General features: G+C 69.0%; 23 protein-coding genes. 14 read left to right on the top strand and 9 right to left on the bottom strand.

Annotated elements, in window-relative coordinates; translation table 11 throughout:
* Positions 1 to 18 precede the first annotated feature (18 nt).
* The gene (locus BDD16_RS21055) at positions 19 to 1041 is read left to right on the top strand and encodes a hypothetical protein (protein ID WP_179635730.1); all 1023 of its coding nucleotides are present in this window, start codon (positions 19 to 21) and stop codon (positions 1039 to 1041) included.
* On the opposite strand, the gene BDD16_RS21060 is transcribed toward BDD16_RS21055, so the two are convergent.
* Positions 1008 to 3104 carry a sigma-54-dependent Fis family transcriptional regulator gene (locus BDD16_RS21060; protein ID WP_179635731.1) on the bottom strand — a complete coding sequence of 699 codons (2097 nt, stop codon included), beginning with the start codon at positions 3102 to 3104 and terminating at the stop codon, positions 1008 to 1010. The two genes, BDD16_RS21055 and BDD16_RS21060, sit on opposite strands and share 34 nt — an antisense overlap.
* Positions 3105 to 3381: 277 nt before the next feature.
* Between BDD16_RS21060 and pedF the strand changes: the two genes are divergently transcribed.
* The 13 genes from pedF to BDD16_RS21125 all read left to right on the top strand — a co-directional run bounded on the left by pedF (position 3382) and on the right by BDD16_RS21125 (position 17726).
* A complete protein-coding gene (pedF, locus tag BDD16_RS21065) occupies positions 3382 to 3858 on the top strand; it encodes a cytochrome c-550 PedF (protein WP_179635732.1) in 477 nt (158 codons plus the stop codon).
* Between the two features lie 124 nt (positions 3859 to 3982).
* Positions 3983 to 4858, top strand: a complete 876-nt coding sequence (locus BDD16_RS21070) for a substrate-binding periplasmic protein (RefSeq protein WP_179635733.1) — start codon at positions 3983 to 3985, stop codon at positions 4856 to 4858.
* Between the two features lie 35 nt (positions 4859 to 4893).
* Entirely contained in the window at positions 4894 to 6105 is a 1212-nt protein-coding gene (locus tag BDD16_RS21075; protein WP_179635734.1) for a BaiN/RdsA family NAD(P)/FAD-dependent oxidoreductase, read from the top strand.
* A gap of 139 nt (positions 6106 to 6244) precedes the next feature.
* Positions 6245 to 6457, top strand: coding sequence for a 30S ribosomal protein S21 (gene rpsU / locus BDD16_RS21080; RefSeq protein WP_179635735.1), 213 nt, complete (start codon positions 6245 to 6247; stop codon positions 6455 to 6457).
* 150 nt (positions 6458 to 6607) lie between these two features.
* A complete protein-coding gene (locus BDD16_RS21085) occupies positions 6608 to 7054 on the top strand; it encodes a GatB/YqeY domain-containing protein (protein ID WP_179635736.1) in 447 nt (148 codons plus the stop codon).
* Between the two features lie 22 nt (positions 7055 to 7076).
* Complete coding sequence (locus BDD16_RS21090) at positions 7077 to 7427, top strand: protein tyrosine phosphatase family protein (RefSeq protein ID WP_179635737.1); 351 nt, start codon at positions 7077 to 7079, stop codon at positions 7425 to 7427.
* Positions 7428 to 7438: 11 nt separating this feature from the next.
* Complete coding sequence (locus tag BDD16_RS21095) at positions 7439 to 8893, top strand: cache domain-containing protein (protein WP_179635739.1); 1455 nt, start codon at positions 7439 to 7441, stop codon at positions 8891 to 8893.
* Entirely contained in the window at positions 8871 to 9485 is a 615-nt protein-coding gene (locus tag BDD16_RS21100) for a response regulator transcription factor (RefSeq protein WP_179635740.1), read from the top strand. The genes BDD16_RS21095 and BDD16_RS21100 overlap by 23 nt, the downstream gene beginning before the upstream one ends.
* A gap of 144 nt (positions 9486 to 9629) precedes the next feature.
* Complete coding sequence (locus BDD16_RS21105; RefSeq protein WP_179635741.1) at positions 9630 to 10238, top strand: TRAP transporter small permease subunit; 609 nt, start codon at positions 9630 to 9632, stop codon at positions 10236 to 10238.
* Positions 10235 to 12028 (top strand): TRAP transporter large permease, encoded by a 1794-nt coding sequence (locus BDD16_RS21110; protein ID WP_310732834.1) that lies wholly within the window; start codon positions 10235 to 10237, stop codon positions 12026 to 12028. Before BDD16_RS21105 ends, BDD16_RS21110 begins: the two co-directional genes overlap by 4 nt.
* 175 nt (positions 12029 to 12203) lie before the next feature.
* The gene (locus BDD16_RS21115; protein WP_375139089.1) at positions 12204 to 13529 is read left to right on the top strand and encodes an efflux transporter outer membrane subunit; all 1326 of its coding nucleotides are present in this window, start codon (positions 12204 to 12206) and stop codon (positions 13527 to 13529) included.
* A gap of 7 nt (positions 13530 to 13536) precedes the next feature.
* Positions 13537 to 14646, top strand: a complete 1110-nt coding sequence (locus tag BDD16_RS21120; protein WP_179635743.1) for an efflux RND transporter periplasmic adaptor subunit — start codon at positions 13537 to 13539, stop codon at positions 14644 to 14646.
* Complete coding sequence (locus BDD16_RS21125) at positions 14643 to 17726, top strand: efflux RND transporter permease subunit (protein WP_179635744.1); 3084 nt, start codon at positions 14643 to 14645, stop codon at positions 17724 to 17726. Before BDD16_RS21120 ends, BDD16_RS21125 begins: the two co-directional genes overlap by 4 nt.
* 9 nt (positions 17727 to 17735) lie before the next feature.
* Here the strand turns inward: BDD16_RS21125 and BDD16_RS21130 are convergent, their stop codons facing one another.
* The 8 genes from BDD16_RS21130 to BDD16_RS21165 all read right to left on the bottom strand — a co-directional run bounded on the left by BDD16_RS21130 (position 17736) and on the right by BDD16_RS21165 (position 26353).
* Complete coding sequence (locus BDD16_RS21130) at positions 17736 to 18386, bottom strand: hypothetical protein (RefSeq protein WP_179635745.1); 651 nt, start codon at positions 18384 to 18386, stop codon at positions 17736 to 17738.
* 96 nt (positions 18387 to 18482) lie between these two features.
* Positions 18483 to 20096, bottom strand: a complete 1614-nt coding sequence (locus BDD16_RS21135) for an MFS transporter (RefSeq protein ID WP_179635746.1) — start codon at positions 20094 to 20096, stop codon at positions 18483 to 18485.
* A gap of 97 nt (positions 20097 to 20193) precedes the next feature.
* The gene (locus BDD16_RS21140; RefSeq protein WP_179635747.1) at positions 20194 to 21708 is read right to left on the bottom strand and encodes a tripartite tricarboxylate transporter permease; all 1515 of its coding nucleotides are present in this window, start codon (positions 21706 to 21708) and stop codon (positions 20194 to 20196) included.
* Between the two features lie 13 nt (positions 21709 to 21721).
* On the bottom strand, positions 21722 to 22192 hold the full coding sequence (locus BDD16_RS21145; RefSeq protein WP_179635748.1) for a tripartite tricarboxylate transporter TctB family protein: 471 nt from the start codon (positions 22190 to 22192) through the stop codon (positions 21722 to 21724).
* A 106-nt stretch (positions 22193 to 22298) separates the two neighbouring features.
* A complete protein-coding gene (locus tag BDD16_RS21150; RefSeq protein ID WP_179635749.1) occupies positions 22299 to 24098 on the bottom strand; it encodes a GspE/PulE family protein in 1800 nt (599 codons plus the stop codon).
* A gap of 43 nt (positions 24099 to 24141) precedes the next feature.
* Complete coding sequence (locus BDD16_RS21155) at positions 24142 to 25041, bottom strand: spermine/spermidine synthase domain-containing protein (RefSeq protein WP_246332632.1); 900 nt, start codon at positions 25039 to 25041, stop codon at positions 24142 to 24144.
* A complete protein-coding gene (locus BDD16_RS21160) occupies positions 25038 to 25532 on the bottom strand; it encodes a DNA-deoxyinosine glycosylase (RefSeq protein WP_179635750.1) in 495 nt (164 codons plus the stop codon). The genes BDD16_RS21155 and BDD16_RS21160 overlap by 4 nt, the downstream gene beginning before the upstream one ends.
* Positions 25529 to 26353: a TatD family hydrolase gene (locus BDD16_RS21165; protein WP_179635751.1), complete on the bottom strand. Its 825-nt coding sequence runs from the start codon at positions 26351 to 26353 to the stop codon at positions 25529 to 25531. Before BDD16_RS21165 ends, BDD16_RS21160 begins: the two co-directional genes overlap by 4 nt.
* Positions 26354 to 26397 lie beyond the last annotated feature (44 nt).

The following is a 26397-nucleotide window of genomic DNA, read 5'->3' on the forward strand; positions in this document are numbered from 1 at the left end:
GACACAGGGGCAACCCGAATGCAACGAAACTGGACATCCCGCCGACACCGGGCCCTGCAGACCGTCCTGTCGCTGCTGCTGGTTGCGGCCGGAGCGGCGTGGCCGGCGTTCGCATGCCCCGGACCACCCGTCCCGTTGCAGCCAGTGGCGCCCGGCGTCTGGCTGGTGCCGGGCGCGGACGGCGACACCACGCCGGACAACCGTGGCGCCCTCTCCAACCTGCTGGCCGTGCGCGATGGTCGCCGGCTCTGGCTGGTCGGCAGCGGGCCATCGATCGCCCATGCACGGGCACTGGACTGCCAGCTCCAGCGCGTCAGCGGACAGCGGGTGACGGATGTGATCGCGCCATGGCCGCGGCCGGAACTGGTGCTGGGACAGGCCGGGCTGGTCGGTGCGCGGCGCTGGGCGCACGCAGACGTGGCCAGCGCCATGCGGGAGCGCTGCCCGCGCTGCATCGAGCGCCTGCGTCTGCGCCTGGGGACTGCGGCCTCCGATCTCGCGGAGGCGGTGGTCGCCCTGCCCGATCACCTGCTGCGGGGCGACCGTGGCGCGCTCGGGCCGCTGCGCTGGCAGCGCCTGCAGCGCTCCGGCACAACGGCCGTCACGCTCTGGTCACTGCCTCGCGCGCGCCTGACCACCGCCCACGGCCTGCTCTGGGCCGACGGGGCGCCGGATCTGCGGGACGCGGACACGGTCCATCTGGAACGCGCCTGGCAGCGACTCGCCGCGTCGGTCCCGGACGGGGCGCACTGGCTGCCGGAACAGGGGCCGCTGCAGCCGGCGACCGCACCGGCCGAGCATCTGCACTACCTGCAGGCCTTGCGGGCAGCCGTCGACGCCGCACAAGCCCGGGGGGCGCCGGAATCGGATCCGGCACCGGCGCTGCCCGGCGTGTCCGACGTGGTCAACCGGAGCCTGCGCCACCAGCTCAACTGGCAGCACGTCTGGCGCGAGGCCGAAGCACGCTGGATGGCCGCACCCGCTGCCAGCGAGACCGGAACCGAGACTCAGCGCGGCGTTTTCCAGCGCAGCTTGCGGTAGATGGTGTTGCGGCTGATGCCCAGCTGCTTGGCCGCCACGGAGATGTTGCCGCCCGCCGCATCCACCGCACGCTGGATGGACTGCAGCTCGATGTCTTCCAGAGAACGACCCGCCTGCTCGTCCACAGGGAGGCTGGCCGCCGGTGACGCCGGCATGGCGTCCTGCGGCACCGACCGCTGCACGGGCTCAGGCTCAGGCGTCGGCACCGCCACCGCCGGTCGCTGCGCCGACGCCTGGCGGGCATCGTCGATGAAGTCGTCCGACAGGTGGTCGCGGCTGATCACCGCATCCCCGGACGCCATGACGCTGGCGGTGCGCAGCACGTTGAACAGCTGGCGCACGTTGCCCGGCCACTGGTAGCCCTGGAACAGGCGCAGCACGTCCGGGTTCAGGCGCAGGCGGCGGTCCGGGTTCTCGCGCTCCAGAATGCGCTCGACCAGCGCCATCAGGTCGGTGCGCTCGCGCAGCGGCGGCAGGCGCACGGCCAGCCCGTTCAGGCGGTAGTACAGGTCCTCGCGGAAGGTCTTCTGCTCGATCATCTCGCGCAGGTTGCGGTGCGTGGCACACACCAGCATCACGTCCACCGACACCGCCTTGGCGCTGCCCAGCGGCGTGACCTGGCGCTCCTGCAGCACGCGCAGCAGGTGGGCCTGCAGCGTCAGCGGCATGTCGCCGATCTCGTCGAGGAAGAGCGTGCCGCCGTTGGCCTGCACGAGCTTGCCGACCGCCCCCTTGCGCCGGGCGCCGGTGAACGCACCTTCCTCGTAGCCGAACAGCTCGGCCTCGATCAGCGTCTCGGGGATCGAGGCACAGTTCACCGCCACGAAGGGCTGGCGGGCGCGCTCGGAGTCCTGGTGGATGGCGCGGGCCAGCAGCTCCTTGCCGGTGCCGGTCTCGCCCAGGATGAGGATGGGGATGTCGCGGTTGATGACGCGGCGGATCTTGTCCACCAGCGTGCCGACCTGCGCATCGCCCGTGATCAGGCTGGCCAGACCAGCCCGCTCGGTCGATGCGGCGGCCGGGCGGGCCGATGGCTCGCGCACCGGCGCTGCCACCCCCGGCGCCTCTTGGGTGGCCACGACATCGCTGACGGACGATGCCGGCTCCATGCCATGCCACACCGGCCAGTTGAAGCGGGCGTGCACATGGAACTGCCGCCCGTTCGACAACTCGACCGGCTGCGGCTGCGCCAGCGGCGAACGGAAGCGGTCCACCAGTGCCGACACGCTGGTGCCGAACAGCGTGGACAGCGAGTGCATGCGCAGCGCGGCACCGCTCAGGCCCAGCTGCTCCAGCGCGCCACGGTTGGCGCCCACCAGCTTGCCGTCCTGGCTGACGGCGAGGATGCCCTCCATCAGCGTGCCGATGAACTCGACGCGGCTGTGGAAATGCAGGCGCATCACGTTGCGGTAGTCGTCGGTGAGCCAGTGGTTCTCGATCATCCGCGCGCTCATCTTCACCAGCCCCATCGTGTGCTGGTGGTAGGTGCGCTGGTCGCCGGACACATCCAGCACGCCGAGGATGTTGCCGCGCGGATCCAGGATCGGCGCGGCCGAGCACGTCAGGAAATGGTTGGCGTGCATGTAGTGCTCGTCCGCGTGGACGAGCGTGGGCGACTCCTCGATCAGCGCCGTGCCGACCGCGTTCGTGCCCTTGGACTGCTCGGACCAGTTGACGCCGGGCTGCAACGCGACCTTCGAGGCACGGGTCAGGAAGTCGTGGTCGCCGATCGAATGGATGATCGTGCCGGTGGCATCGCACAGCACGACCATCGAGTCGCTGTTGACGATCTGCTCGTAGAGCATCTCCATGACCGGCGCGGCATGGGCGTAGAGGCGCTGGTTGCGCTCGCGGGCCACGACCAGGTCCGATCGCCCGAGCGGCGAGAAGTCGAGACGCTCGATGCGCGACAGGCCGAGGGCGGCGCAGCGTTCGTGCGAGTTGTCGATCTTCGAGACATGGGTGTGGTCCAGCGGCAGCGCCGACGCGATCGGCCGGCGTGCATCGCCCTGCGTCGCACGCAAGCGCAGCCCTGCCGATGCGGGTGTGTAGGGTCCTGCCATGGTCTTGTCTCCTGTCTTGTCTGCCAATCCAGCGCTGCCGTGCCACCCCATTGTCGCCCGACTGTCACTGTCATCTATTTGCACACGTTACCCGTCACCCTGTCACAGCACAGGAAAAACCCGGGAGGATGCCGCGCAATTTAGAAGCAACTGCGGCGTACCACCTCCGGACAGACCCTTGTTTCAATGCCGTATCCGTGACCTTGTCCATGCTTGGCACAGTGATTGCAGAAACGATGCCAACCCCCTTTGAACAAACCCTTTCTGGAGACAAAGAATGGCACGAGGCAACCTCTTCCGCGCAGCAATTCTGGCCGCCTTCTGCGCCGTGGCCGGTGGCCCGGCCATGGCGCACGGCGATGTGACCCCCCAGGCAGTGGACACGTCCAGCCTGCCACAACTGGGCGCCGACTGGCGCGCTGAAAACCCGTACCGCAAGAACGACAAGGCCATCGCCATCGGTTCGTCGGCCTACAACCAGAACTGCGCCCGCTGCCATGGACTCGAAGCCATTTCCGGTGGCATTGCGCCTGACCTGCGCAAGCTCGACAACGAATGTTCGAGTGTCAAGGACGAGAAAAAGCGCAACGCCTGCGTCAAGGAGATGGACGACTACTTCCTGACCAGCGTGCGCCGTGGCAAGGTCCGCAATGGCGCGGTCTACATGCCTCCGTTCGAAGGCATGGTCAGCCAGGAAGCCATGTGGGCCATCAAGGCCTACCTGGAAACCCGCCGCGAAAAGCCGCTGCCCTGACCCTGCTGCCAACCCCAGGCACGTGCTCCACGAGGTCCGTGGCATGGATTCGCTGACAGAATCCAGCCCCGGGCCTCGTCCTTTTCGTGACCCCCGATTCGTGACCAGATTCCAGGAGACAGACATGAGCCACTCCCATGACCAGGCGACCGAGCGCCGCGCGTTCCTCGGCAGGACCTCGGCACTGGCGCTCGGCACGCTGGGCGGTCTGCTCGGCGTCGGCAGCGCCGCAGCGCAGGACAAGCCCGCACTCGTCCGGGTGCGCGAGCGCGGCCGACTGAGCGTCGGCCTCTACAACGACCTGCCGCCCTTCCACGTCAAGGGCCAGGGCATCGAGATCGAGCTGGCCAAGGCGCTGGCCTCCGCGCTGGAGGTCGAGGTGTCGCTGCTGCCGTTCCCGGCGGACGACAACATGAACGACGATCTGCGCAACATGGTCTGGAAGGGCCATTACCTGGGCTACGGCCCGGCCGATGTCCTGCTGCATGTCCCGGTCGACCGTCCGCTGATGCAGAACAACCCGCGTGTCAGCATCTTCGGACCCTACTGGCGCGAGCGTGTCGTGGTGGCACGCGATCTGTCGAAGCTGCCCGAACTCGACTCGCTGGAGCCGCTGCGCCAGGTGCGCTCCGCGGTTCCCGGTCTCTCGCTGGCCGGCTGGCTGATGATCGGCGCCGATGAGGGTGCCCTGCGGGAGCGGCTGATCACCAAGATCCCGGATGGGGTCGTGGCGGCACAGATGCTGCAGCGCGGCGAGGTGGCTGCGGCCGCCGGCCTGCGTTCGGAAATCGAGTCGGTGCTGCGCGGTGACCCGCGCTTCGCGATCGCGCCGATTCCGATGCCACGGGCGCCCAAGGACGGCTGGGCCGTCGGCATGGCGGTCAAGAAGGACGCCACGGACCTCGCCGAGGCCCTGCAGGGCGCCCTCAACAACCTCGCCGAGAAGGGCGAGCTGAAGGCGATGTTCGCGCGGGCCAATCTGGCCTGGCAGCGCGTCTGAACCCCGCGCACCCGGGGCGCGGATAATCCCGCCCCATGGAAACCTTTGACGTCGTCATCGTCGGGGCCGGCGCCGCCGGCCTTTTTTGCGCCGGGCGCGCCGGACAGCGCGGCCAGCGTGTGCTGCTGCTCGACCACAGCCCCAAGGTCGCCGAGAAGATCCGGATCTCCGGCGGTGGCCGCGCCAACTTCACCAACCGCGACGTCACGCCAGCGAATTTCCTCTCGGACAACCCGCGTTTCTGCCGCTCGGCGCTGGCCCGCTACACGCCCGGCGACTTCATCGCGCTCGTCCAGCGCCACGGCATCGCCTTCCACGAGAAGCACAAGGGCCAGCTCTTCTGCGACCGCAGCGCAGAGGACCTGGTCACGATGCTGCTGCGCGAGTGCGACACCGGTGGCGTGGTGCGGCGCCAGCCCTGCGGCGTGCAGGCCATCCGGCAGCACCGCGGTGGCGCCGGCGGATTCGAACTCGACACCGATGCCGGACCCGTGCAGGCGCCGCGGCTGGTGATCGCCACCGGCGGGCTGCCGGTGCCCAAGATCGGCGCGAGCGACTTCGGCCTGCGCATCGCGCAGCAGTTCGGCCACCACGTCATCGAGCCCCGTCCGGCGCTGGTGCCGCTGACCTTCGATCCGGTGCAGTGGGCGCCCTTCGCCGCGCTGTCGGGCGTGGCGCTGCCAGTCGGCATCTCCACCGGCAGCGGCAAGGCCCGCACCACCTTCCTCGAAGACCTGCTGTTCACGCACCGTGGTCTGAGCGGGCCGGCGGTGCTGCAGATCTCCAGCTTCTGGCGCCCGGGGCAGTCGCTGCAGATCGATCTGGCCCCCGGCATGGACCTTGGTGCACGGCTGCTGGCGGCCAAGCAGTCGTCGCGACGGCAGCTCGGCAACGAGTTCGCCACCCTCCTGCCCACGCGGCTGGCCGAGGCCTGGCTGCAGGGCGCCGGTCTGGACGCCCAGCGCCCGATGCCCGACTGCAAGGACAAGGACCTGCAGGCGGTGGCGCAGCGCGCGCGCGCCTGGGACGTGACGCCGACTGGCGACGAAGGCTGGAAGAAGGCCGAGGTGATGGCCGGCGGCGTCGACACCCGCGAACTCAGCTCGCAGACGCTGGAGAGCAAGCGCGTGCCGGGCCTGCACTTCATCGGCGAGGTGGTCGATGTCACCGGCTGGCTTGGCGGCTACAACTTCCAGTGGGCCTGGGCCAGTGCCGCCGCCTGCGCGGACGCTTGCGTGGCAAGCTGATTGATTTTCACCAGCACCAGCAAACTCGCCTATAATCCAAGGCTTTGCTGGCAAAGAAGCCTGTTCGAGTCGGCGGCACCAGGGTTTCCGGAACCCCGCGTCGGCCACCGAGGGCATAAACCGAAGGATCTTTCAGTTCATGACGACCATCCGAGTCAAGGAAAACGAGCCGTTCGACGTTGCACTGCGTCGCTTCAAGCGCACCATCGAAAAGTTGGGCCTGCTGCCTGACCTGCGCGCTCGCGAGTTCTACGAAAAGCCCACCGCCGAGCGCAAGCGCAAGAAGGCTGCCGCCGTCAAGCGCCACTACAAGCGCGTGCGCTCGATGCAGCTGCCCAAGCGCCTGTACTGAACCCGGTGTACTCTGCACAGCACGCTGTGCAGATGCCACCAGCGTTCGATGACAGACGAAAGTCCAGAACCCGCGCGGGACGCCGTTGCGGGTTTTGTCGTTTCCGGAACCGATGCATGCAGGTCCCCCAGGACCCGCCAGGATGACACCATGACCCTCAAGGACCAGATCACCGAAGACATGAAGACGGCCATGCGCGCCAAGGACACGGCCCGCCTGGGCACGATCCGGCTGCTGCTGTCGGCCTGCAAGCAGAAGGAAGTCGACGAGCGCGTGACGCTGTCGGACGCCGACGTGGTGGCCATCGTCGACAAGATGATCAAGCAGCGCAAGGATTCGATCGCCCAGTTCACCGCGGCCGGCCGCACGGATCTGGTCGACCAGGAAAGTGCCGAACTCGTGGTGCTGGACGCCTATCTGCCCCAGCGCCTGGGCGCGGACGAGATCGACGCCGCCGTGCGGGCCATCGTGGCCGAACTGGGTGCCTCCGGCCCTGGCGACATGGGCAAGGTCATGGGCACCGTGAAGCAGCGGCTGGCGGGCAACGCCGACATGGGGCTGGTCTCCGCCGCCGTCAAGCGCGCGCTGACACAATGACGGACACGTCCGGAGCACCACAATGAGCACTTCCCTGCCAATCCAGCGCATCGCAGCCGATGTCTGCGTCGCCCCGCAACTCGCGCCCGCCGCGATGGCCGACGTGGCTGCGGCCGGTTTCCGCAGCGTGGTCAACAACCGCCCCGACTTCGAGCACGGCCCGGACCAGCCCACCAGCGCGGCCGTCGAGGCCGCCGCCCTGGCCGCAGGCCTGCAGTACGCCCATCTGCCGGTCGCCGGTGGCTACCAGAGCCCCGAGGAGATCGCCCGCTTCGCCGCGCTGATCGCCGCCATGCCGCGTCCGCTGCTGTGCTTCTGCCGCAGCGGCGCCCGGTCCACCAGGCTCTATCTGGCAGCCACCCAGGCAGGCTGAGACCCGCAGCGATGGTCTTCGCCGACGCCGGTCGCGCCAGCTCCGAGCCCCGCGGCCCGCGCCGGCTGCGCAAGAAGATCCTGCTGCTGGCGGTGCTGCCGCTGCTGGCAGCGCTGCTGCTGATCGCCCTCGCCGTGCGCCACCAGGCGCTGGAGCTGGCGCGGCAGGAGCGCACGCTGGTCGAATCCGCCTACCTCGCCAGCAAGGAGGCGGAGTTGCGCCACCATGTCGAGATGGCGATGAACATGATCGCGCCCATCTACGACACGGGCCGCGACGACGATGCCGCCAAGGCCGAGGCGGTGCGCATCCTCAACGCATTCGACTTCGACCATGGCGACGGTTACTTCTTCGCCTACGAATACAGCGGCCGCTGTCTCGTGCTGCCGCACCAGCCCGAGCTGGTCGGCCAGAACCTCTGGAACATCCGCGACCGCGATGGCCTGCCGGTGGTGCAGTCGCTGGTCGCCAAGGCCAGACAGGGCCAGGGCTTCTTCCGCTATGTCTGGAACAAGCCGACCGTGAAGCAGGTGGCGCCCAAGCTCGGCCACGTCGTCGGGTTGCAGCGCTGGGGCTGGATGATCGGCACCGGCATCTACCTCGACGACGTGCAGGCCACGCTCGACCAGCTCGACCAGCAAGGCAGCGCCAACATCGCCAAGACCATGGGCTGGATCGCCGGCATCGCCCTGCTCGCGCTGGGACTGGTCGGCGGCAGTGCGCTGGCGCTGAACCTGAGCGAGTACCGGGCCGCCGATGCCCAGTTGCAGCTGCTCGCCCGCCAGGTGGTGCAGTCGCAGGAAAACGAGCGCGCCCACCTCTCGCGCGAACTGCACGACTCCACCAGCCAGACCCTGGTCTCGATCAAGCTGCTGATGGACAGCGCCATCGGCCAGCTCGGACGCGAGCCCCAGCGCCTGCCCGCCACGCTGACACAGGCCCGCGCCCGCATCGACGACGCGCTCACCGAGGTCCGCGACATCTCGCACCGGCTGCGCCCGGTCGTGCTCGACACGCTCGGGCTGCCCAGCGCACTGCGGCACCTGGGCGAGGAGTTCGCCGAACACGCCGAGATGGCCTTCTTCATGCGCCTGCGTGGCCAGGCCGACGACCTGCCGGACGAGATCAAGACGGTCCTGTTCCGCATCACGCAGGAAGCCCTGACCAACATCGACAAGCACGCCCGCGCCGGCCGGGTCGACCTGCGGCTGATCTTCCTGGCCGGTGGCGTGCGCCTGACCGTGGCCGATGACGGCACCGGCTTCGACATCGCGGCCATCGGTGTCGATCCGCGCCGCGGCATCGGCCTGCGCAACATGCGCGAGCGGGTCGAGTCGATCGGCGGTGTCTTCAAGGTCCATTCACGCCCGGGCTCGACCCGGGTCATCGCCCAGGTGCCTGCCGAGGCCCTGCGGCGCTTCACCCTCCAACCCGCTGCCGCCCATGCGCATCCTGCTCGTCGATGACCATCCTCTCGTGCGCGAAGGCGTGCGCACGCTGATCCAGAGCCAGCCCGGCCATGAAGTCGTCGGCGAAGCACCGGACGCCGCCACCGCGCTGCAACTGGCGGCCGAGCTGCGGCCGCAGCTCGTGCTGACCGACATCGGCATGAAGCACACCAACGGCATCGCCCTCACGGCCCAGCTGCGCACGCAGTGGCCCGAGATGGCGGTGATCGTGCTGAGCATGTACGACAACCCCGAGTACGTGCACCAGGCGATGCAGGCCGGCGCCAGCGGCTACGTGCTGAAGGACGCCCCCTCCTCGGACATCGTCGAAGCCATTGCGGCCGTCACGGCGGGCGGCACCTTCCTCAGCGACAGCGTCGCCCGGCCGGTGAGCCGCAGCGACGGGCCGCGCCCGCTGCTGTCCGAGCGCGAGGCGGAAATTCTCAACTGCCTGGCCCGCGGCCTCTCCAGCAAGCAGATCGCCGCCGACCACGACCTCAGCGTGCGTACCGTCGAGACCCACCGCCAGAACATCCGCCGCAAGCTGCGGATCGAGGGGCAGGCCGAGCTGATCCGCTACGCCGTGGAACACTGCCGGACCGCTGGCTGATCCCGACCACGAAACTGCCGCGCACGGCATGCGTAGTGCCGCGTAGTCGTTAGACCCGATGTGCCGCATCAGGGTTTTCGAGTGTGATAGCGACAAGATTTCTCACCTTCCGAAAACCCGTCCCACAATCCTGGAGACACCATCTTGACTGCCCTCTTGAGACTTTCGGGCTGGATCGATGCGTTCAATGAACGTGTCGGCCGCCTGCTGTCGTGGCTGGTGCTGGCCGCGGTGCTGATCAGCGCCGGCAACGCGATCATGCGCAAGACCTTCAACATCGGCTCGAACGCCTTCCTGGAAATCCAGTGGTACCTGTTCGCCGCCGTGTTCATGCTCGGCGCCGGCTATGCCTTCCTGAAGAACGCCCACGTGCGCATCGACTTCATCTCGTCGAAGCTGTCGACCCGCACCAACACCATCATCGACATCCTCGGCATGGTGCTCTTCCTGATCCCGCTGAGCCTGATCCTGATCGACCTGTCGTGGCCGCTGTTCGTGCGCGCCTATGACAGCGGCGAGATGAGCCAGAACGCCGGCGGTCTGATCCGCTGGCCGGTGCTGCTGCTGATCCCGGCCGGGTTCGGCATCCTGCTGGTGCAGGCCGTGTCGGAACTGATCAAGCGCGTGGCCTACCTGAAGGGCCTGCGCGACGAGCCGATGTCGGTCGAACACGGCCCGAGCGACGAAGAAAAACTCGCCGCCGAACTCGCCGCCAAGGCCGAGCAGGCTGCCCTCGAAGGAGCCCGCCCGTGATCGAGTTCATCACCCAGAATTTTGTGCCGCTGATGTTCTGCGGCCTGTTCGTGTTCCTGCTGACCGGCATCCCTGTCGCCTTCGGTCTCGCGGCCACCGGCCTCGTGTTCGGCTTCGTCGGCATGGAGGTGGGCCTCTTCGGTGGCAACCTGTTCCAGGCGCTGCCGCTGCGGATCTTCGGGATCATGCAGAACGACACCCTGCTGGCGATCCCCTTCTTCACCTTCATGGGGATCATCCTGGAGCGATCCGGGATGGCGGAGGACCTGCTCGAAACCGTGGGGCAGGTGTTCGGCCCGCTGCGTGGCGGTCTGGCGGTCGCGGTGATCCTGGTCGGCGCACTGCTGGCGGCCACCACCGGCGTCGTCGCGGCGGCCGTGATCTCGATGGGCCTGATCTCGCTGCCCATCATGCTGCGCTACGGCTACAACCGCACCATCGCCACCGGCACCATCACCGCCTCCGGCACCCTCGCGCAAGCGATTCCCCCGTCGCTGGTGCTGATCGTGCTGGCCGACCAGCTCGGCCGCTCGGTCGGCGACATGTACGCCGGCGCGCTGGTGCCGGGCCTGCTGTTGGTGGGTCTGTACCTGGCCTTCATCGCGGCCGTGGCGATCTTCAAGCCGGACTGGGTGCCCGCCCTGCCGCCCGAAGCGCGCATCTACCGCGAAGCCAACGGCGCGAGCGGCCACAAGTCGCTGCTGGCGCTGCTGCTGATCTGCGGCGTGGCCGGCTGGGCCTGGTCGCAGGTGCATGAAAGCATCGTGAACCCGTGGATGGGCCGCACGCTGCCCGCGCCAGGCGACGAGACGCTGATCATGTCGATGACCATCGCCTCCTTCCTGGCGCTGGGTCTGGCAATGGTCAACCGAGTGTTGAAGATGGGCCTGCTGTCGAAGCTGGCCGAGCGCTTCACCTTCGTGCTGATCCCGCCGCTGGTGCTGATCTTCCTGGTGCTGGGCACGATCTTCCTGGGGGTGGCGACGCCGACGGAAGGTGGCGCGATGGGCGCGGTCGGTGCGCTGCTGATGGCGTTCTCGCGCGGCCAGATCAACCGCGCGCTGATGAACCAGGCGCTCGACAGCACCGCACGGCTGAGCTGCTTCGTGCTGTTCATCCTGATCGGCTCGACGGTGTTCAGCTTCACGTTCAACGCCGCCGACGGCCACATCTGGGTCGAGCACCTGTTCGACAACATGCCCGGCGGCGCGATGGGCTTCCTGATCGTCGTGAACCTGCTGGTGTTCGTGCTGGGCTGCTTCATCGACTTCTTCGAGATCGCCTTCATCGTCGTGCCGATCCTGGCACCGGTGGCCGAGAAGCTCCTGCCGGAACTGCTGCCGGCGGGTTACCCGGCGGACTTCGCGATGGTGTGGTTCGGCGTGATCCTGGCGATGAACCTGCAGACCTCGTTCCTGACGCCGCCGTTCGGCTTTGCCCTGTTCTACCTGCGCAGCGTCGCGGCGAAGAAGGACTACAAGGACCGCGTGACCGGCGAGATGATCCCGGCGGTGCAGACCTCGCAGATCTACAAGGGCTCGATCGCCTTCATCGTGCTGCAGCTCATCATGGTCGGGGTGGTGATCGCCTTCCCGACGCTGGTGTCCGGTGATGCGGTCGTGGCCAGCACCATCGACGCCAACCAGGCGCTGCAGGAGATGACCATCGCCAACGAGCAGGCCCCGGCCGAGCAGAACATGCAAGGTCTGGAGCCTCCGGCGGGCGCGGCGTCGGAACCCGACCCGATGGACGCCTTCAAGGATCTGCCGAAGGACGGCGCGAAGCAGTAAGCCCGCAGGGGCTGCGGACAGCGCGCGGCGCTGTCATGCGGGGGCACGCATTCGTTGATAAGCTCACGAAATGCGTGCCCTTCTTTCTTTTCGTTTCCCGCCGCCCGCTGCGTTTCTGGCGATCGGCTTGGGTCTGCTGACCGGCTGCAGCACCCCGACACCGCTCCCGCCCCCCGTGTCCACCGCCGCCTTGGCCCGTCCCGCCTGGCAGGCACCATTGCCACACGCGGGCGATCCGGGCCGGCTCGTGTCCTGGTGGTCGCAATTCGATGACCCGCTGCTGCCTGCGCTGATCGACGAGGCCCAGGCCGCCCACCCACTGCTCGCCCAGGCGCTCGCCCGCATCCAGCAGGCCCGTGCCGGCCAGCGCGTGGCGGCGTCCGCCGGCTGGCCAACCGTCGGCGCCAACGTGCAGGCCCAGCGCGGCTCATCCGCCGCCACGGGCTTCAACGCAGTCAGCCAGGCCAGCGCCGTCGCCGACGCCGGCTGGGAGATCGACCTGTTCGGCGGCGTGCGCCACGGCCTGGACGCCGCCCGCTCGCGTGCCGAGCAGGCCGAACTCGGCTGGCACGAGGCGCGTGTCTCGCTGGCGGCCGAAGTGGCGCAGACCTATGTCGCGCTGCGCACCTGTGAAGCCACGGTCGCGCTCTACACCCGCGAGGCCGACTCGCTCGGCCGCAGCAGCGCACTGGTGCAGAAAAAGGCCGACGTCGGATTCGAAGCACCCGCCAACGCCAGACTGGCCCAGGCTTCGGCCGCACAGGCGCGCGACCGCGTGACCGTGCAGCAGACGGAATGTGCCCTGCTGGTGAAGGCGCTGGTGCTCTTGACCGGCGCCGAAGAGCGTGCCTTGCGCGACCGGCTCGCCACCCGCGCCGCTCGCCTGCCCCAGCCGACCTCCTTCGCCCTGAACACCCTGCCGGCCGCGACGCTGGCCCAGCGGCCCGACCTCGCCGCCGCGGAGCGCGAACTGCAGGCCAGCGCCGCCGACGTGGGCGTGGCCGAAGCGGCGCGCTGGCCCCAGTTGACGATCGGCGGCAACCTCGGCATCGGACTGGTCCGCACCGGCGGCAGCACCTCGGACGCCCTGACCTGGGGCTTCGGGCCGAACCTGTCGCTGCCGATCTTCAACCGCGGCCGGCTGCAGGCACAGGCCGACGCCGCCCGCGCCCGCTACGACGACGCCCGCGCCGGCTACGCGCTGAAGCTGCGCTCGGCGGTGCGCGAGGTCGAGGAAGCGCTGCTGCGGCTCGACGCCAGCCAGCGCCGCGAGGCCGACGCCCGCACCGCCGCCGAAGGGCTGCGCAGCTTCCTCGGCAGCACCGAAGAACGCGCCCGGCTCGGCTCGGCCAGCGTCATCGAGACCGAGGAAGCCCGCCGCCTGACGCTCTCGGCCGAGGCCACATTGCTGGCGCTGCAGCGTGAACAGGTCGCCGCCTGGATCAGCTTGTACCGCGCCATCGGCGGCGGCTGGACCCGCGAAACCAACACCCCTTCGTGACACCGACATGACCCAACCCATCTCCCGCTCCGTCACGCTGAAGCTGGCATTCGCGTTCGCCGTGCCCCTCTGTGCCTTGTCTGCCGGGGCCGCCGACGCCCCCGCCTCCGCCGCCCCCAAGCCCGCGCTGACCGTCTCCGTCACCACCCCCCAGTCCGGCACGCTGCCCCAGTCGCTCGCCGCCAACGGCAGCATCGCGGCGTGGCAGGAGATCGTCATCGGCGCCGAGACGCAGGGGCTGCGGCTGGTCGAGGTGAACGTGCAGGTCGGGGACCGGGTGAAGAAAGGCCAGTTGCTGGCGCGGCTGCAGAGCGACACGCTCGCCGCCGACCTCGCTGCCACCAAGGCCGGCCTCGCCGAAGCCGAAGCGACGCTCGCCGAAGCCCAGTCCAACGCCGAACGCGCCCGCGCCCTGCAGCCCAGCGGCGCCCTGAGCGCGCAGCAGATCCAGCAATACACCACCGGCGAAGCCACCGCCCGCGCCCGGCTGCAGTCGCTCAAGGCCCGGCTCGCCGCCGACACGCTGCGGCTGAACCAGACCAGCCTCAAGGCGCCAGACGACGGCGTGATCAGCGCCCGGCTCGCCACGATGGGCGCCATCGCCCAGCCGGGGCAGGAGCTGTTCCGCTTGATCCGCCAGGGCCGGCTGGAGTGGCGCGCCGAGGTGCCCGCCGCCGACCTGCACCGGCTGCAGCCGGGCGTAGCAGTGAAGGTGATCCCGGCCGGTGGCAGCGCGATCGACGCCAAGGTGCGCCTGCTCGCGCCGACCGTCGACCCGGTCACGCGCAACGGCCTTGTCTACGTCGACCTGCCCGCGGGTGGCACCGCGCGGCCCGGCATGTTCGCCCGCGGCGAGTTCGTCATTGGCGAGTCCTCGGCGCTGACGCTGCCACAGACGGCCGTGGTGCTGCGCGACGGCTACAGCTACGTCTTCCGCCTCGTCCAGGGCAACCGCGTGCAGCAGACCAAGGTGCAGGTCGGCCGGCGCCTGGGTGACCGGGTCGAGGTCACGGCGGGCCTGAACGCCAGCGCGCAGGTGGTCGCACAAGGCGGTGGCTTCCTGGCGGACGGCGACCTCGTCAAAGTAGTCGCAGCGGGTGCGGGAGCCAAGCCGTGAACGTCTCCTCCTGGTCGATCCGCAACCCGATCCCGGCGATCCTGCTGTTCATCCTGCTCACGCTCGGCGGCCTGATGGGCTTCCGGGCGATGACGATCCAGAACTTCCCCGACATCGACCTGCCGACGGTGATGGTCACGGCCGCCCTGCCCGGCGCCGCCCCCGCACAGCTCGAAACCGAGGTTGCCCGCAAGCTCGAGAACGCCGTCGCCACGCTCAAGGGCGTCAAGCACATCTACACGCTGGTGAGCGACGGCTCGGTCACTGTCACGGTCGAGTTCCGCCTGGAAAAGCCCACGCAGGAAGCCGTGGACGACGTGCGCGACGCGGTGGCCCGCGTGCGCTCGGACCTGCCGGGTGACCTGCGCGACCCGGTGATCCAGAAGATGGACTTGGCCGGCGCGCCGATCCTGACCTACACCGTCGCCTCCGACCGGATGGACGACGAGGCGCTGAGCTGGTTCGTCGACAACACGATTGCCAAGCAGATGCTGTCGGTGCGCGGCGTCGGCGCCGTGTCGCGGGTGGGCGGCGTGACGCGCGAGGTGCGGGTCGAACTCGATCCGGCGCAGTTGCTCGCCCTGAACGCCACCGCGTCGGACGTCTCGCGCCAGTTGCGCCAGGTGCAGCAGGACGCCCCCGGCGGCCGCAGCGACATCGGTGGCGCCGAGCAGGCCGTGCGCACGCTCGCCACCGTGCAGAGCGCCGAGGCACTCGGGCGGCTGGAGATCGCGCTGTCGGACGGCCGCCGTGTCCGCCTGGACCAGATCGCCCGCGTCACCGACACGGTCACCGAGCCACGCGCAGTCGCGCTGCTGAACGGCAAGCCGGTGGTCGGCTTCGAACTCACGCGCTCGAAGGGGGCGGGTGAAGTGGCCATCGCCGCGGACGTGCGCGCCCGGGTCGAGGCGCTGCGCCAGAGCCACCCGGAGATCACCTTCACCGAGGCGTTCAACTTCGTCGACCCGGTGCAGGAGGGCTATGACGGCTCGATGATGCTGCTCTATGAGGGCGCCATCCTGGCGGTGATCGTGGTGTGGTTCTTCCTGCGCGACTGGCGGGCGACGCTGGTGTCGGCGATCGCGCTGCCGCTGTCGGTGATCCCGACGTTCGCGGTGATGCACCTGCTCGGCTTCACGGTCAACGTGGTGACGCTGCTGAGCCTGTCGCTGGTGGTCGGCATCCTGGTGGACGATGCCATCGTCGAGATCGAGAACATCATGCGCCACCTCGCGATGGGCAAGACCCCGTTCGAGGCCGCGATGGAAGCCGCCGACGAGATCGGCATGGCGGTGATCGCGACGACGTTCACGCTGATCGCCGTGTTCCTGCCGACCGCGTTCATGAGCGGCGTGCCGGGCAAGTTCTTCGTTCAGTTCGGCTGGACGGCGGCGATCGCGGTGTTCTTCTCGCTGGTGGTGGCCCGGATGCTGACGCCGATGATGGCCGCCTACCTGCTGCGCCCGCCGAAGCATGTGGAGAAGGATCCGCGCTGGATGGGCTGGTACCTGGGGATGGCGAAGTGGTGCCTGAACCACCGCATCGTCACGTCGCTGGCGACGGTGGGTTTCTTCGTCGGCTCGTTCATGCTGGTGCCCTACCTGCCGACCGGCTTCATCCCGCCGGATGACCTGTCCCAGACGCAGGTGACCCTCACCCTGCCGCCCGGCTCGACGCTGAAGGAAACGACCGCGCTGGCCGAACAGGCGCGCCAGCTGGTCACGCGCAACCCGCACGTCAAGCTGGTCTACACCGCGATCGGCGGCGGCGCGGCGGGCGCGGACCCCTTCGCCCCGCAAGGCGCGGCCAGCGTGACCAAGGCCGTGCTGACCATCAACATGACACCCCGCCAGGACCGCCCTGGCGTCAGCAAGCAGGACATCGAGGGCGAGCTGCGCAAGCTGGTCGACGAGCTGCCGGGGGCGCGGGTGAAGGTCGGCTTCGGGGGCTCCAGCGAGAAGTACATCCTCGTGCTGGCGAGCGAAAACGGCACCGCGCTGGCCGACCACGCCAAGGTGGTGGAGCGCGAACTGCGCAGCATCCCCGGCATCGGCAATGTCGTGTCCACCTCCAGCCTGGTGCGGCCGGAGCTGATCGTGCGGCCGGACGCGGATCGCGCCGCCGACCTCGGCGTGACGACCGCGGCGATCGCCGACACGCTGCGGGTGGCCACCAGCGGCGACTACGACCAGAGCCTGGCCAAGCTGAACCTGTCACAGCGGCAGGTGCCGATCGTCGTGCGGCTGCCGGCCGAGGCGCGGGCGGACCTGGAACTGCTCGGCCGGCTGCCGGTGCCGGGCGCACGCGGGCCGGTGCCGCTGTCGAGTGTGGCGACGCTGGAGATGGCGAGCGGCCCGGCGCAGATCGACCGCTACGACCGCCAGCGCAACATCAACTTCGAGATCGAGCTGAACGGCGTGCCGCTCGGCGAGGTCGAGCGGCTGGCGCAGGCGCTGCCGAGCCTGCAGCAACTGCCGCCCGGCGTGATGCAGACGACGGTGGGCGACGCCGAGGCGATGGCCGAGCTGTTCCAGAGCTTCTCGCTGGCGATGCTGACGGGCGTGCTGTGCATCTACATCGTGCTGGTGCTGCTGTTCAAGGACTTCATCCAGCCGGTGACCATCCTGGCGGCGCTGGTGCTGTCGATCCCGGGCGCGTTCCTGGCGCTGTTCGTGACGCACACGGCGCTGTCGATGCCGTCGATGATCGGCCTGATCATGCTGATGGGCATCGCGACGAAGAACTCGATCCTGCTGGTGGACTATGTCGTGCTGGCGCGGCGTGACCACGGGCTGAACCGCTGGGACGCCGTGCTCGACGCCTGCCACAAGCGGGCGCGGCCGATCATCATGACGACGATCGCGATGGGCGCGGGGATGATGCCGATCGCGCTGGGGCTGGGGGTGGACCCGAGTTTCCGGGCGCCGATGGCGATCGTGGTGATCGGGGGGTTGATCACGTCCACGTTCCTGAGTCTGCTGGTGATTCCGGTGGTGTTCACCTATGTGGACGACGGGATGGGGCTGGTGGGGCGGGTGTTTCGGCGCCAGAAACCGCAACCCCTGCCCCTCCAGCCCTGAAACGTCCACTCACGGCGGGAAGGTGCGCGACACCATTTCGCCATGCAGCACGCCTTCGCCCTGCGGATGGCTGGCCGGCCGGACCGTGTGCCGCTTGACGATGCCAAGCCCGAGTTCGGGCGCCGTCCAGAGCGTCTCGGTCTCTCCCAGCGAATTGGTGGCCGAGACCCGGAACGCCCGGAAAGTCCCTGCAGGCACCTTCACGTTCTCCCAGGCCTCGACCTTCCAGTCCACATCGACCGGCACCACGCGCCCTGATGGATACAGGGTCACGTTGTGCTTCGAGGTCCACTGACTGCCAAGCACCAGTGGCATGCGGTAGCCCATCGGCGGATCAAAGGACTGCACCAGTTGCCCGGCAGGGTTCAGCACCGCGACGAGGGCCCGGCTGCCCGGCGTGTACAACTGTGTGCCCGCCTGCTTCGATTCGTGCTCTTCGAGCGTCTGTTCCCCCCACTTGACCAGACCGAAGGTCCAGACCACCGGTCCATCGGTCGTGCCGTAGCTGCCGGAACTCTTGCGCCAGTATGTGGTGACGGCACCGACCGGTATTTCCGTGTAGGTGTCGATGCGCGGCGGCGTGGTGCCACAGCCGGCTGCGAGTGCGGCTACCGCCAGCATGGTCGCCAGCGTGCGGCGAGTGATCAACGGAACCTGCATGTCGAACCTCCTGGAAATCGTTGACGAGACAACCCGGCACCAGGCAGGTGCCGAAAGGGAATCTAGTCCGATCGCCGGTCCGGCAACTGAGCCCGCTCAATGCGGCGACGCGGCATCGATGTCCAGCGACTCGCCCACGTAGCGCCGTACACCAGGCGGCTGCTCGCCCAGGTGGAAGGCCAGACGGCGCACACGGAGCTGCACATCGTCGGCGGTGAAGCGCTCCTGTCGGCGCAGGTGCTCGACCCAGGTCTCGTCGACGAAGTACTCGACATACCGCCCTGGCCGCTCGGTGTCGCGGAACAGCCCCCAGGACAGCGCGCCCTGCCGCAACCGCGCGCGCCGGGTGTGCTGCATCACGGCGGTGAAGTCGCGGGCGCGGGCCGGGTCGATCAGGTACTCGACCGTGACCATGACCGGCCCTTCGTCCGGACCGATCTCGATGGCCGGCTGCAGCGCATGGCTGGGCGATGCAGGGCGCAGGTCGGCATCCCCGCCCCCGGACACCGAGTAGCCGCGCACCAGGAACAGCACCACCGGCCCGCAGAGCGCCGCCGCGACCAGACTGTGCGGCACCGAGCCCAGCAGGTCCGCCATCTGCCCCCACACCACGGCGCCCGAAGCCGAGCCGCCCATCAACGCCATCTGGTAGGTGGACATGCCCCGTGCGCGCACCCAGTTGGGCAGCGCCAGTTGCGCCGACATCGTCAGCGTGTTAGCGCAGCTGATCCACGCCATGCCCCCCAGCGCCATCCCCATCGCGCTCAGCCACAGCCACGGCGACAGCGCCACCAGCAGCGTCATCGCCGAGACGATCAGCGAGGCGACCAGCACGATCCGGTCGCGGCTGTAACGCTCGCGCAGGCTCGGGATCACCATCACCGCCACCATCGCGCCCAGGCCCATGCAGGACATCAGCAGCGTGAAGCTGCCCGCTCCGCCGCCAAGCTGTCGGGCCACCAGCGGCATCAGCGCAGTGAGTGCCGTGCTGAGAAAGAAGAAGACGAACACGCGCAGCAGCACCGAGCGCATCCGCGGGTTCTGCGCCACGTGCTGCACGCCCACCCGCATCGCACCGACGAAACGCTCGCCCGGCAGCGCACTGACCCGCGGCTCGCTCTTCCAGCGCAGGATCTGCGCGAACGCCACCAGCGACAGCACGGCATTGAGCACGAACACCGCCGCGCTGCCCGCCGCCGCCAGCAGCGCGCCCGCCAGCACGGGGCCGATCACCCGCGAGAGATTCATCGCCATGGCCTGCAGCGCCAGCGCGCCGGAGAGCTTCGCGGTCGGCACGATGTCCGGCACGATCGCGGCGAACACCGGCCAGCGCGCGGCCAGCCCGATGCCGTTGGCAAACGTCAGCGCCAGCAGCAGTGGTGCGCTCAGGCCCCCGCCCAGCGACAACAGCGCCAGCACGGTCGCCACCGACGCCACCCAGAGTTGTGTGGACGCGAACCAGCGTCGGCGGTCCACGATGTCGGCCAGCGCGCCGCTCGGCAGGCCCAGCAGGAACACCGGCAGCGTGGAGGCCGCGGACACGAGCGCCACCATGACAGCACTCGTGGTGAGTTGCGTCATCAGCCAGGCGGCAGCGACGTCGTTCATCCACATCGTCAGATTGGCCGCCAGCCAGGCCAGCCACAGCATGCGGAACACCGGCAGGCGCAGGGGCTGCAGCGCTGCGGGCAGTCGATCGGGGTCGATCATCGGGGGCGCTCCAGGCAAGGCTCCAAACGAAAAAGCCCCACCGCAAGGGGTGGGGCTTCAAGGGTAGCGGGACTCGCCGAGTCCTGCGCCACCAGGGTCAGTCGGCGTCCTGGAACGCTTCTTCGCGCTTGTTCTTGATCGACGGCAGCATCACCACCACGATCATCAGGAACGCCGCGATCAGCAGGCCGGCCGACAGCGGGCGGGTCATGAAGGTCCCCCAGTCCCCACGCGACAGCAGCAGCGCGCGGCGCAGGTTCTCTTCCATCATCGGGCCGAGGATGAAGCCCAGCAGCAGCGGCGCCGGCTCGCAGTTCAGCTTGTAGAAGATGTAGCCGACCAGACCGAACAGCACCGCCATGTAGACGTCGAAGTTGTTGTTGTTCAGCGTGTACAGGCCGATGCAGCAGAACGTCAGGATGGCCGGGAACAGGAAGCGGTACGGCACCGTCAGCAGCTTGATCCAGATGCCGATCAGCGGCAGGTTCAGGATGACGAGCAGCAGGTTGCCGATCCACATCGAGGCGATCAGGCCCCAGAAGAGTTCCGGGTTGCTGGTCATCACCTGCGGGCCGGGCTGGATGCCCTTGATCGTCATCGCGCCCACCATCAGCGCCATCACCGCGTTCGGCGGGATGCCCAGCGTCAGCATCGGGATGAAGGAGGTCTGCGCACCAGCGTTGTTGGCGGCTTCCGGACCGGCCACACCGCGGATGTTGCCTTGACCGAACGGCACTTCACCAGGACGGCCACGCGACTTCTTCTCGACCGTGTAGGCCGCGAACGAGGCCAGCAGCGCGCCGCCACCCGGCAGCACACCCAGCAGCGAGCCCAGCGCGGTGCCGCGCAGCACGGCGGGGAAGGCATCCTTGAAGTCTTCCTTCGTGGGCATCAGGCCCTTGACGTCCTTGGTGAACACTTCGCGGTGTTCGGCGGGACGGCCCAGGTTGGAGATGATCTCGCCGAAGCCGAACACGCCCATGGCGATCGTCACGAAGCCGATGCCGTCGGTGAGTTCCGGGATGTCGAACGAGAAGCGCGGCACGCCCGAGATGACGTCGGTGTTGATCTGGCCGAGCAGCAGGCCCAGCACGATCATCGCGATCGCCTTGACCAGCGAGCCCGAGGCCAGCACCACCGCGCCGATCAGGCCCAGCACCATCAGCGAGAAGTACTCGGCCGGGCCGAACTTGAACGCGAGTTCGGTCAGCGGCGGGGCGAAGGCGGCAATCACCAGCGTGCCGACACAGCCCGCGAAGAACGAGCCCAGACCAGCGGCAGCCAGCGCGGGACCGGCGCGGCCCTTGCGGGCCATCTGGTAGCCATCGAGCGCGGTCACGACCGACGAGGCTTCACCGGGCACGTTGATCAGGATGGCCGTGGTCGAGCCGCCGTACTGGGCGCCGTAGTAGATGCCCGACAGCATGATCAGCGCGGGTGTCGCATCCAGCGCGTAGATCGACGGCAGCAGCATCGCGATCGTCGCCACCGGGCCGAGGCCGGGCAGCACGCCGATCAGCGTGCCGAGGATGGCGCCGCCGAGGGCGTAGAACAGGTTCTGGAAGGTCGCCGCGGTCTGGAAACCGAGCGCCAGGTTGCTCATCAGGTCCATGGTCGTGGCCTCCTCAGGAGCCGAAGCCGAAGATCGTCGGCCACAGCGGAATGGTCAGCCCCAGGCCCTTCGAGAAGATGCCCCACGAAGCGAAGGTCAGCACGGCGGCGTTGATCGCGGCGCCCTTGACCGTGAATTCATCGCTGGCCGTGGCCGACAGGAACACCAGCAGCGGCAAGGTGATGAACATGCCCAGACGCGGCAGCAGGAAGCCGAACAACGCCACCGAGGCCAGGATGATGATCAGCGGACGCCAGGCGAAGGCACCGACCGGTTCACCGTCCGGCGTGTCCTTGGTCAGGGATCCAAAGATCACCATGGCGCCCAGCATGGACATCAGCACCCCCAGCCCGAACGGGAAGTAGGCCGGGCCTGGTCGGGCGGAATTGCCGAAGCTGTAGTCCAGCGAGCCGACGGCAAACGCCACCCCGACCCCCAGGAACATCAGACCCGACCAGAAGTCTTTCTGGCTCTTGATTTGCACGCGTCATCTCCTCATCGATCAATCGGACACAGCCCGAAGGCCGGATGACTGATTCTAGAAAGCGACCCCGCGGGATCTGCTGTGGATTCCACTTAGCGGAGCAAGATCATGCCTGCCAGCCCGGCGTCGAACGCAAAACCTCCTCCAGCGTGGTGCGCCCCTCGGCGACCTGGCGCAGGCCGGCGCGGCGCAGTGGCTGCAGCCCGTCCGACAGGCTCTGGCGGCGCAACAGCGCCAGATCGGGCACCTCCCGCACGGCACCACGCACCGCCTCGTTCACCGTGAGCAGCTCGAACAGGCCGCGCCGCCCGCGAAAACCACTCTGCCGGCAAGCCGGGCAGCCCACCGGACGGTGCGGCTGGAAGGGCTCGTTCTCGGCCAGCACCTGCACATCCGGCAGCGCCGCCTGCAGCGCGGGCAGCGTCAGCGACAGGTCCGGCTGGCGGCAGGCCGGACAGAGCTGGCGCACCAGCCGCTGCGCCAGCACGCCGATCAGCGTCGCGCTGATGAGGTAGGGCGCCACCCCCAGGTCCAGCAGCCGCGTGATGGCGCTGGCGGCGTCGTTGGTGTGCAGCGTCGAGAAGACCAGGTGGCCGGTGAGCGCGGCCTGCACCGCCATCTCCGCGGTGGCGAGGTCGCGGATCTCGCCGATCATGAGGATGTCCGGGTCCTGGCGCATCAGGGTGCGCAGGCCGCTGGCGAAGTCGAGGTCGAGCGCCGGCTGCACCTGCGTCTGGTTGAAGGCCGGCTCGATCATCTCGATCGGGTCCTCGATGGTGCAGACGTTGACCTCGTCGGTGGCCAGCCGCTTCAGCGTGGCGTAGAGCGTGGTGGTCTTGCCGCTGCCGGTCGGGCCGGTGACGAGGACGATGCCGTGCGGCTGCGCGGTCAGGCCCTGCCAGCGCTGCGCGTCCAGCGCGGTGAAGCCGAGGCCCTCGACCGGCTGCACGGCGGTTTCCGGGTCGAAGATGCGCATCACCAGCTTCTCGCCGAAGGCGGTGGGCAACGTGGACAGGCGCATCTCGATCTCGTCGCCCTTGGGGCTGCGGGTCTTGATGCGGCCGTCCTGGGCACGGCGGCGCTCGATCACGTCCATGCGGCCGAGCAGCTTGATGCGCGCGGTCACCGCGGCCATCACCGTCTGCGGCAGCTGGTAGACCGTGTGCAGCACGCCGTCGATGCGCAGCCGGATCACGCACTGGTCGCGGCGGGGTTCCAGGTGGATGTCGCTGGCGCGCTGCTCGAAGGCGTAGGTCCACAGCCAGTCCACCACCTGCACGACGCCCTGGTCGTTGGCATCGAGCTGCTTGTGCTTGCCGAGTTCGACCAGCTGCTCGAAGTTGACCGAGGCACTCACCTCGCCGGTCTTCTGCGCGGCGCGCACCGAGCGGGCCAGGTTGTAGAACTCGACCGTGTAGCGCGCGATGTCCAGCGGGTTGGCCACCACCAGCCGCACCGTCTTGCGGGTGTGCTGCGCGATCTCGCTGATCCAGTCCACGACAAAGGGATCGCAGGTGGCCACGACCACTTCGGCCGCCCCCACCTGCACCGGCAGCACACGCCGCCGCTCGGCGTAGCTGACCGACATCACCTCGGTCACCTTCGCCACATCGACCTTGATGGGGTCGATGCGCAGATACGGCAGGCTCACGCGCTGGGCCAGCCAGCGGGTCAGCGCCTCCAGATCCAGCGCATCCATGCTGCGCGCGTGGCGCAGGCCGGCGTTGGCCAGCCGCACCAGCGGGTGCTGGGCACTGTCGCCGGCGCCCAGCCGCTGGGCCAGCTGGGCCGCGTCGCCAGCGCGCACGATGTCGTCCTCGACCAGCCAGTGCAGCAGGTCGCGCCAGGTCAGCGGCCCCTGGTGCGACTGCAGGCTCGGGGCGGGACGTTGGGGGGTGAGGCTCATGTTCGACTCCCGAAATCTCGGAGCCGATCTTGACAGATCCGCCTCAGCCGACGATGTCTGCCGCGTCAACCGCCGGTGTCGCCGCCACCGTGGCGGTCTTGCGGCGCGGCGCCGGCAGCGGCCCGATCAGCCCCAGCCAGCGCACGGCCTTGAGCCCGCAGCGCTCGGTGACCCGCACGGCCCGTTCGCGCAGCACGGCGTCATCCGGACGCTGCCCGCCCTTGATGGCCACGACGATGGTGTTGCCCTCGTCCGTCGGCGCCAGCATCAGCACCTGCCCGCCGCCGGGGGCGAAGGCCACCTCGATGCGCCGCGCACTGCGCGTGAAGCTGGCGTTGCGGCCGAACAGATTGACCACGAGCACGCCGCCCTCGGCCAGCACGGCGTGGCAGTTGCGGTAGAAAGCTTCGTCGTCGAGCACGGGCGCGGCGGCCTGGTGGTCGTAGAGATCGATGCCGAGCACGTCGGCGCTGCCGTGGTGGGCCGGATCGACCACCCAGGCGGCGGCGTCGGCCTCGACCACGTGCAGGCGCTCGTCGTTCGCTGGCAGGCGGAACCACTGCCGGCAGGCCGCGATCACCTGCGGATTCAGTTCGACCGCGGTCGTGTGCAGCCCGAGTTCGGTGTGGCAGAAGCGGGTCAGCGCGGCAGCGCCCAGGCCGAGCTGCACGACGCGGGTGTCGTCCAGCGTGTCCGGGTCGCGCAGCAGCAGCCAGACCATCATGCGCTGCACGTACTCCAGCTCCAGCGCGCGCGGCTTGCGCAGCCGCATGGCGCCCTGCACCCAGGGTGTTTCGCCAAGGTGCAGGTAGCGCACGCCGTAGAATTCGGAGATCGACGCCGAAGGCAGCGCGCGCGGCGCCCCGGACTTGCGCCGGGAACGGACAGGGTTGGTCGGGGTGGCGGTGGACGGTTCGTCGTCGGGCAGGTTGTGCGAGTTCATGCCAGATCGTAAAGCGCAAACACGGCCCGCCACGCGTCCAGCTTGCGCTCGAAGGACCAGCTGGCGTTCGCAGGGCTGGTCGAGGGCAGGCGGTGCACCTCGAAACCGAGCGCGCGCAGGTGCCGCATCACCCGGGCCGACTCGCCCCCGTTGTGCGCCACCGCGACCAGCCCGGGGGCCTGCGTCCGCAGTGTCGTGAAGTCGTTGAGCTCGGGCGCTTCGATGTCGGCGTCCAGACTGCCCTCGCGGCGGCAGTGGGCGTAGACGTCCCAGATGCCGAGCCCGCGGGCGCGCACCACGCCGAGCCGCTCCGCATACGACAGGCTGCGCAGATCGACCGACCACAGCGCCGACAGGATCGGCCAGAACTGGTTGCGCGGGTGGCCGTAGTACTGCTGCTGCGCCAGCGAGGCCACGCCCGGGAAACTGCCCAGCACCACCAGCCGTGTAGTGGGCGCGACCACGGGCGGAAATCCAGTCAGGCGCGTCATGCCGGCAGCCACTGCGCCAGCCGCGGCAAGGCGGCGCAGACGTTGGCGGTGGTGATGGCCGCGGTCTCCTCCAGCGTCCAGCCGCGCAGACCGGCGAGCGTCTCGGCGATGCGGGGCAGCTCGGCCGGCTCGTTGCGGCTGCCCAGGCCCTGCGCGCGCTCGCCGGCGGTGCGGTAGCGCCAGTGCGGCGGGATGTCGGGCGCGTCGGTCTCCAGCACGATGGCATCGGCGGGCAGGATCTGCGCCAGCCGGCGGATCTGCAAGGCGCGCTCGAAGGTCATCGCGCCACCGAAACCGAGCCGGAAGCCCAGGTCGATGAAGGCGCGTGCCTGCTGCTCGCTGCCGTTGAAGGCATGGGCGATGCCACCGCGCACGCCGGCGCGGCGCAGGTGCTTGAGCAGCACGTCGGCCGAACGGCGCACATGGAGGATCACCGGCAGATCCACGCTGCGGGCCAGCACGAGCTGCGCGGCGTAGAAGCGCTCCTGGGTCGCCCAGTCCAGCCCCGGCACGAAGCCGTCGAGGCCGATTTCTCCGACGGCGACCAGACGCTCATCGCCAAGGTGTTCGTGTAGCGCGCGGGCGAGCTGGTCCAGGGCATCCGAGGGTTGCCGGTGTACATAGAGCGGATGCAGACCCAGCGCGTAGACCTGCCCCGTGGCGTGGGCCAGCGTGCGCACGCCCTCGAAATGCGCGGCCTCCACGGACGGAATCACCAGCAGTCCGACGCCCGTGGCCCGCGCACGCGCCACCACGGCGCCGCGATCGGCGTCGAATTCCGGGGCGTCGAGGTGGCAGTGCGAATCGATCCAGAGGGGCATGCGGAGCGCGGCGAGTGATGACCGATGACCACTCCGCAGTCCGG

Source organism: Sphaerotilus montanus (assembly GCF_013410775.1).
GTDB lineage: Bacteria > Pseudomonadota > Gammaproteobacteria > Burkholderiales > Burkholderiaceae_C > Sphaerotilus > Sphaerotilus montanus.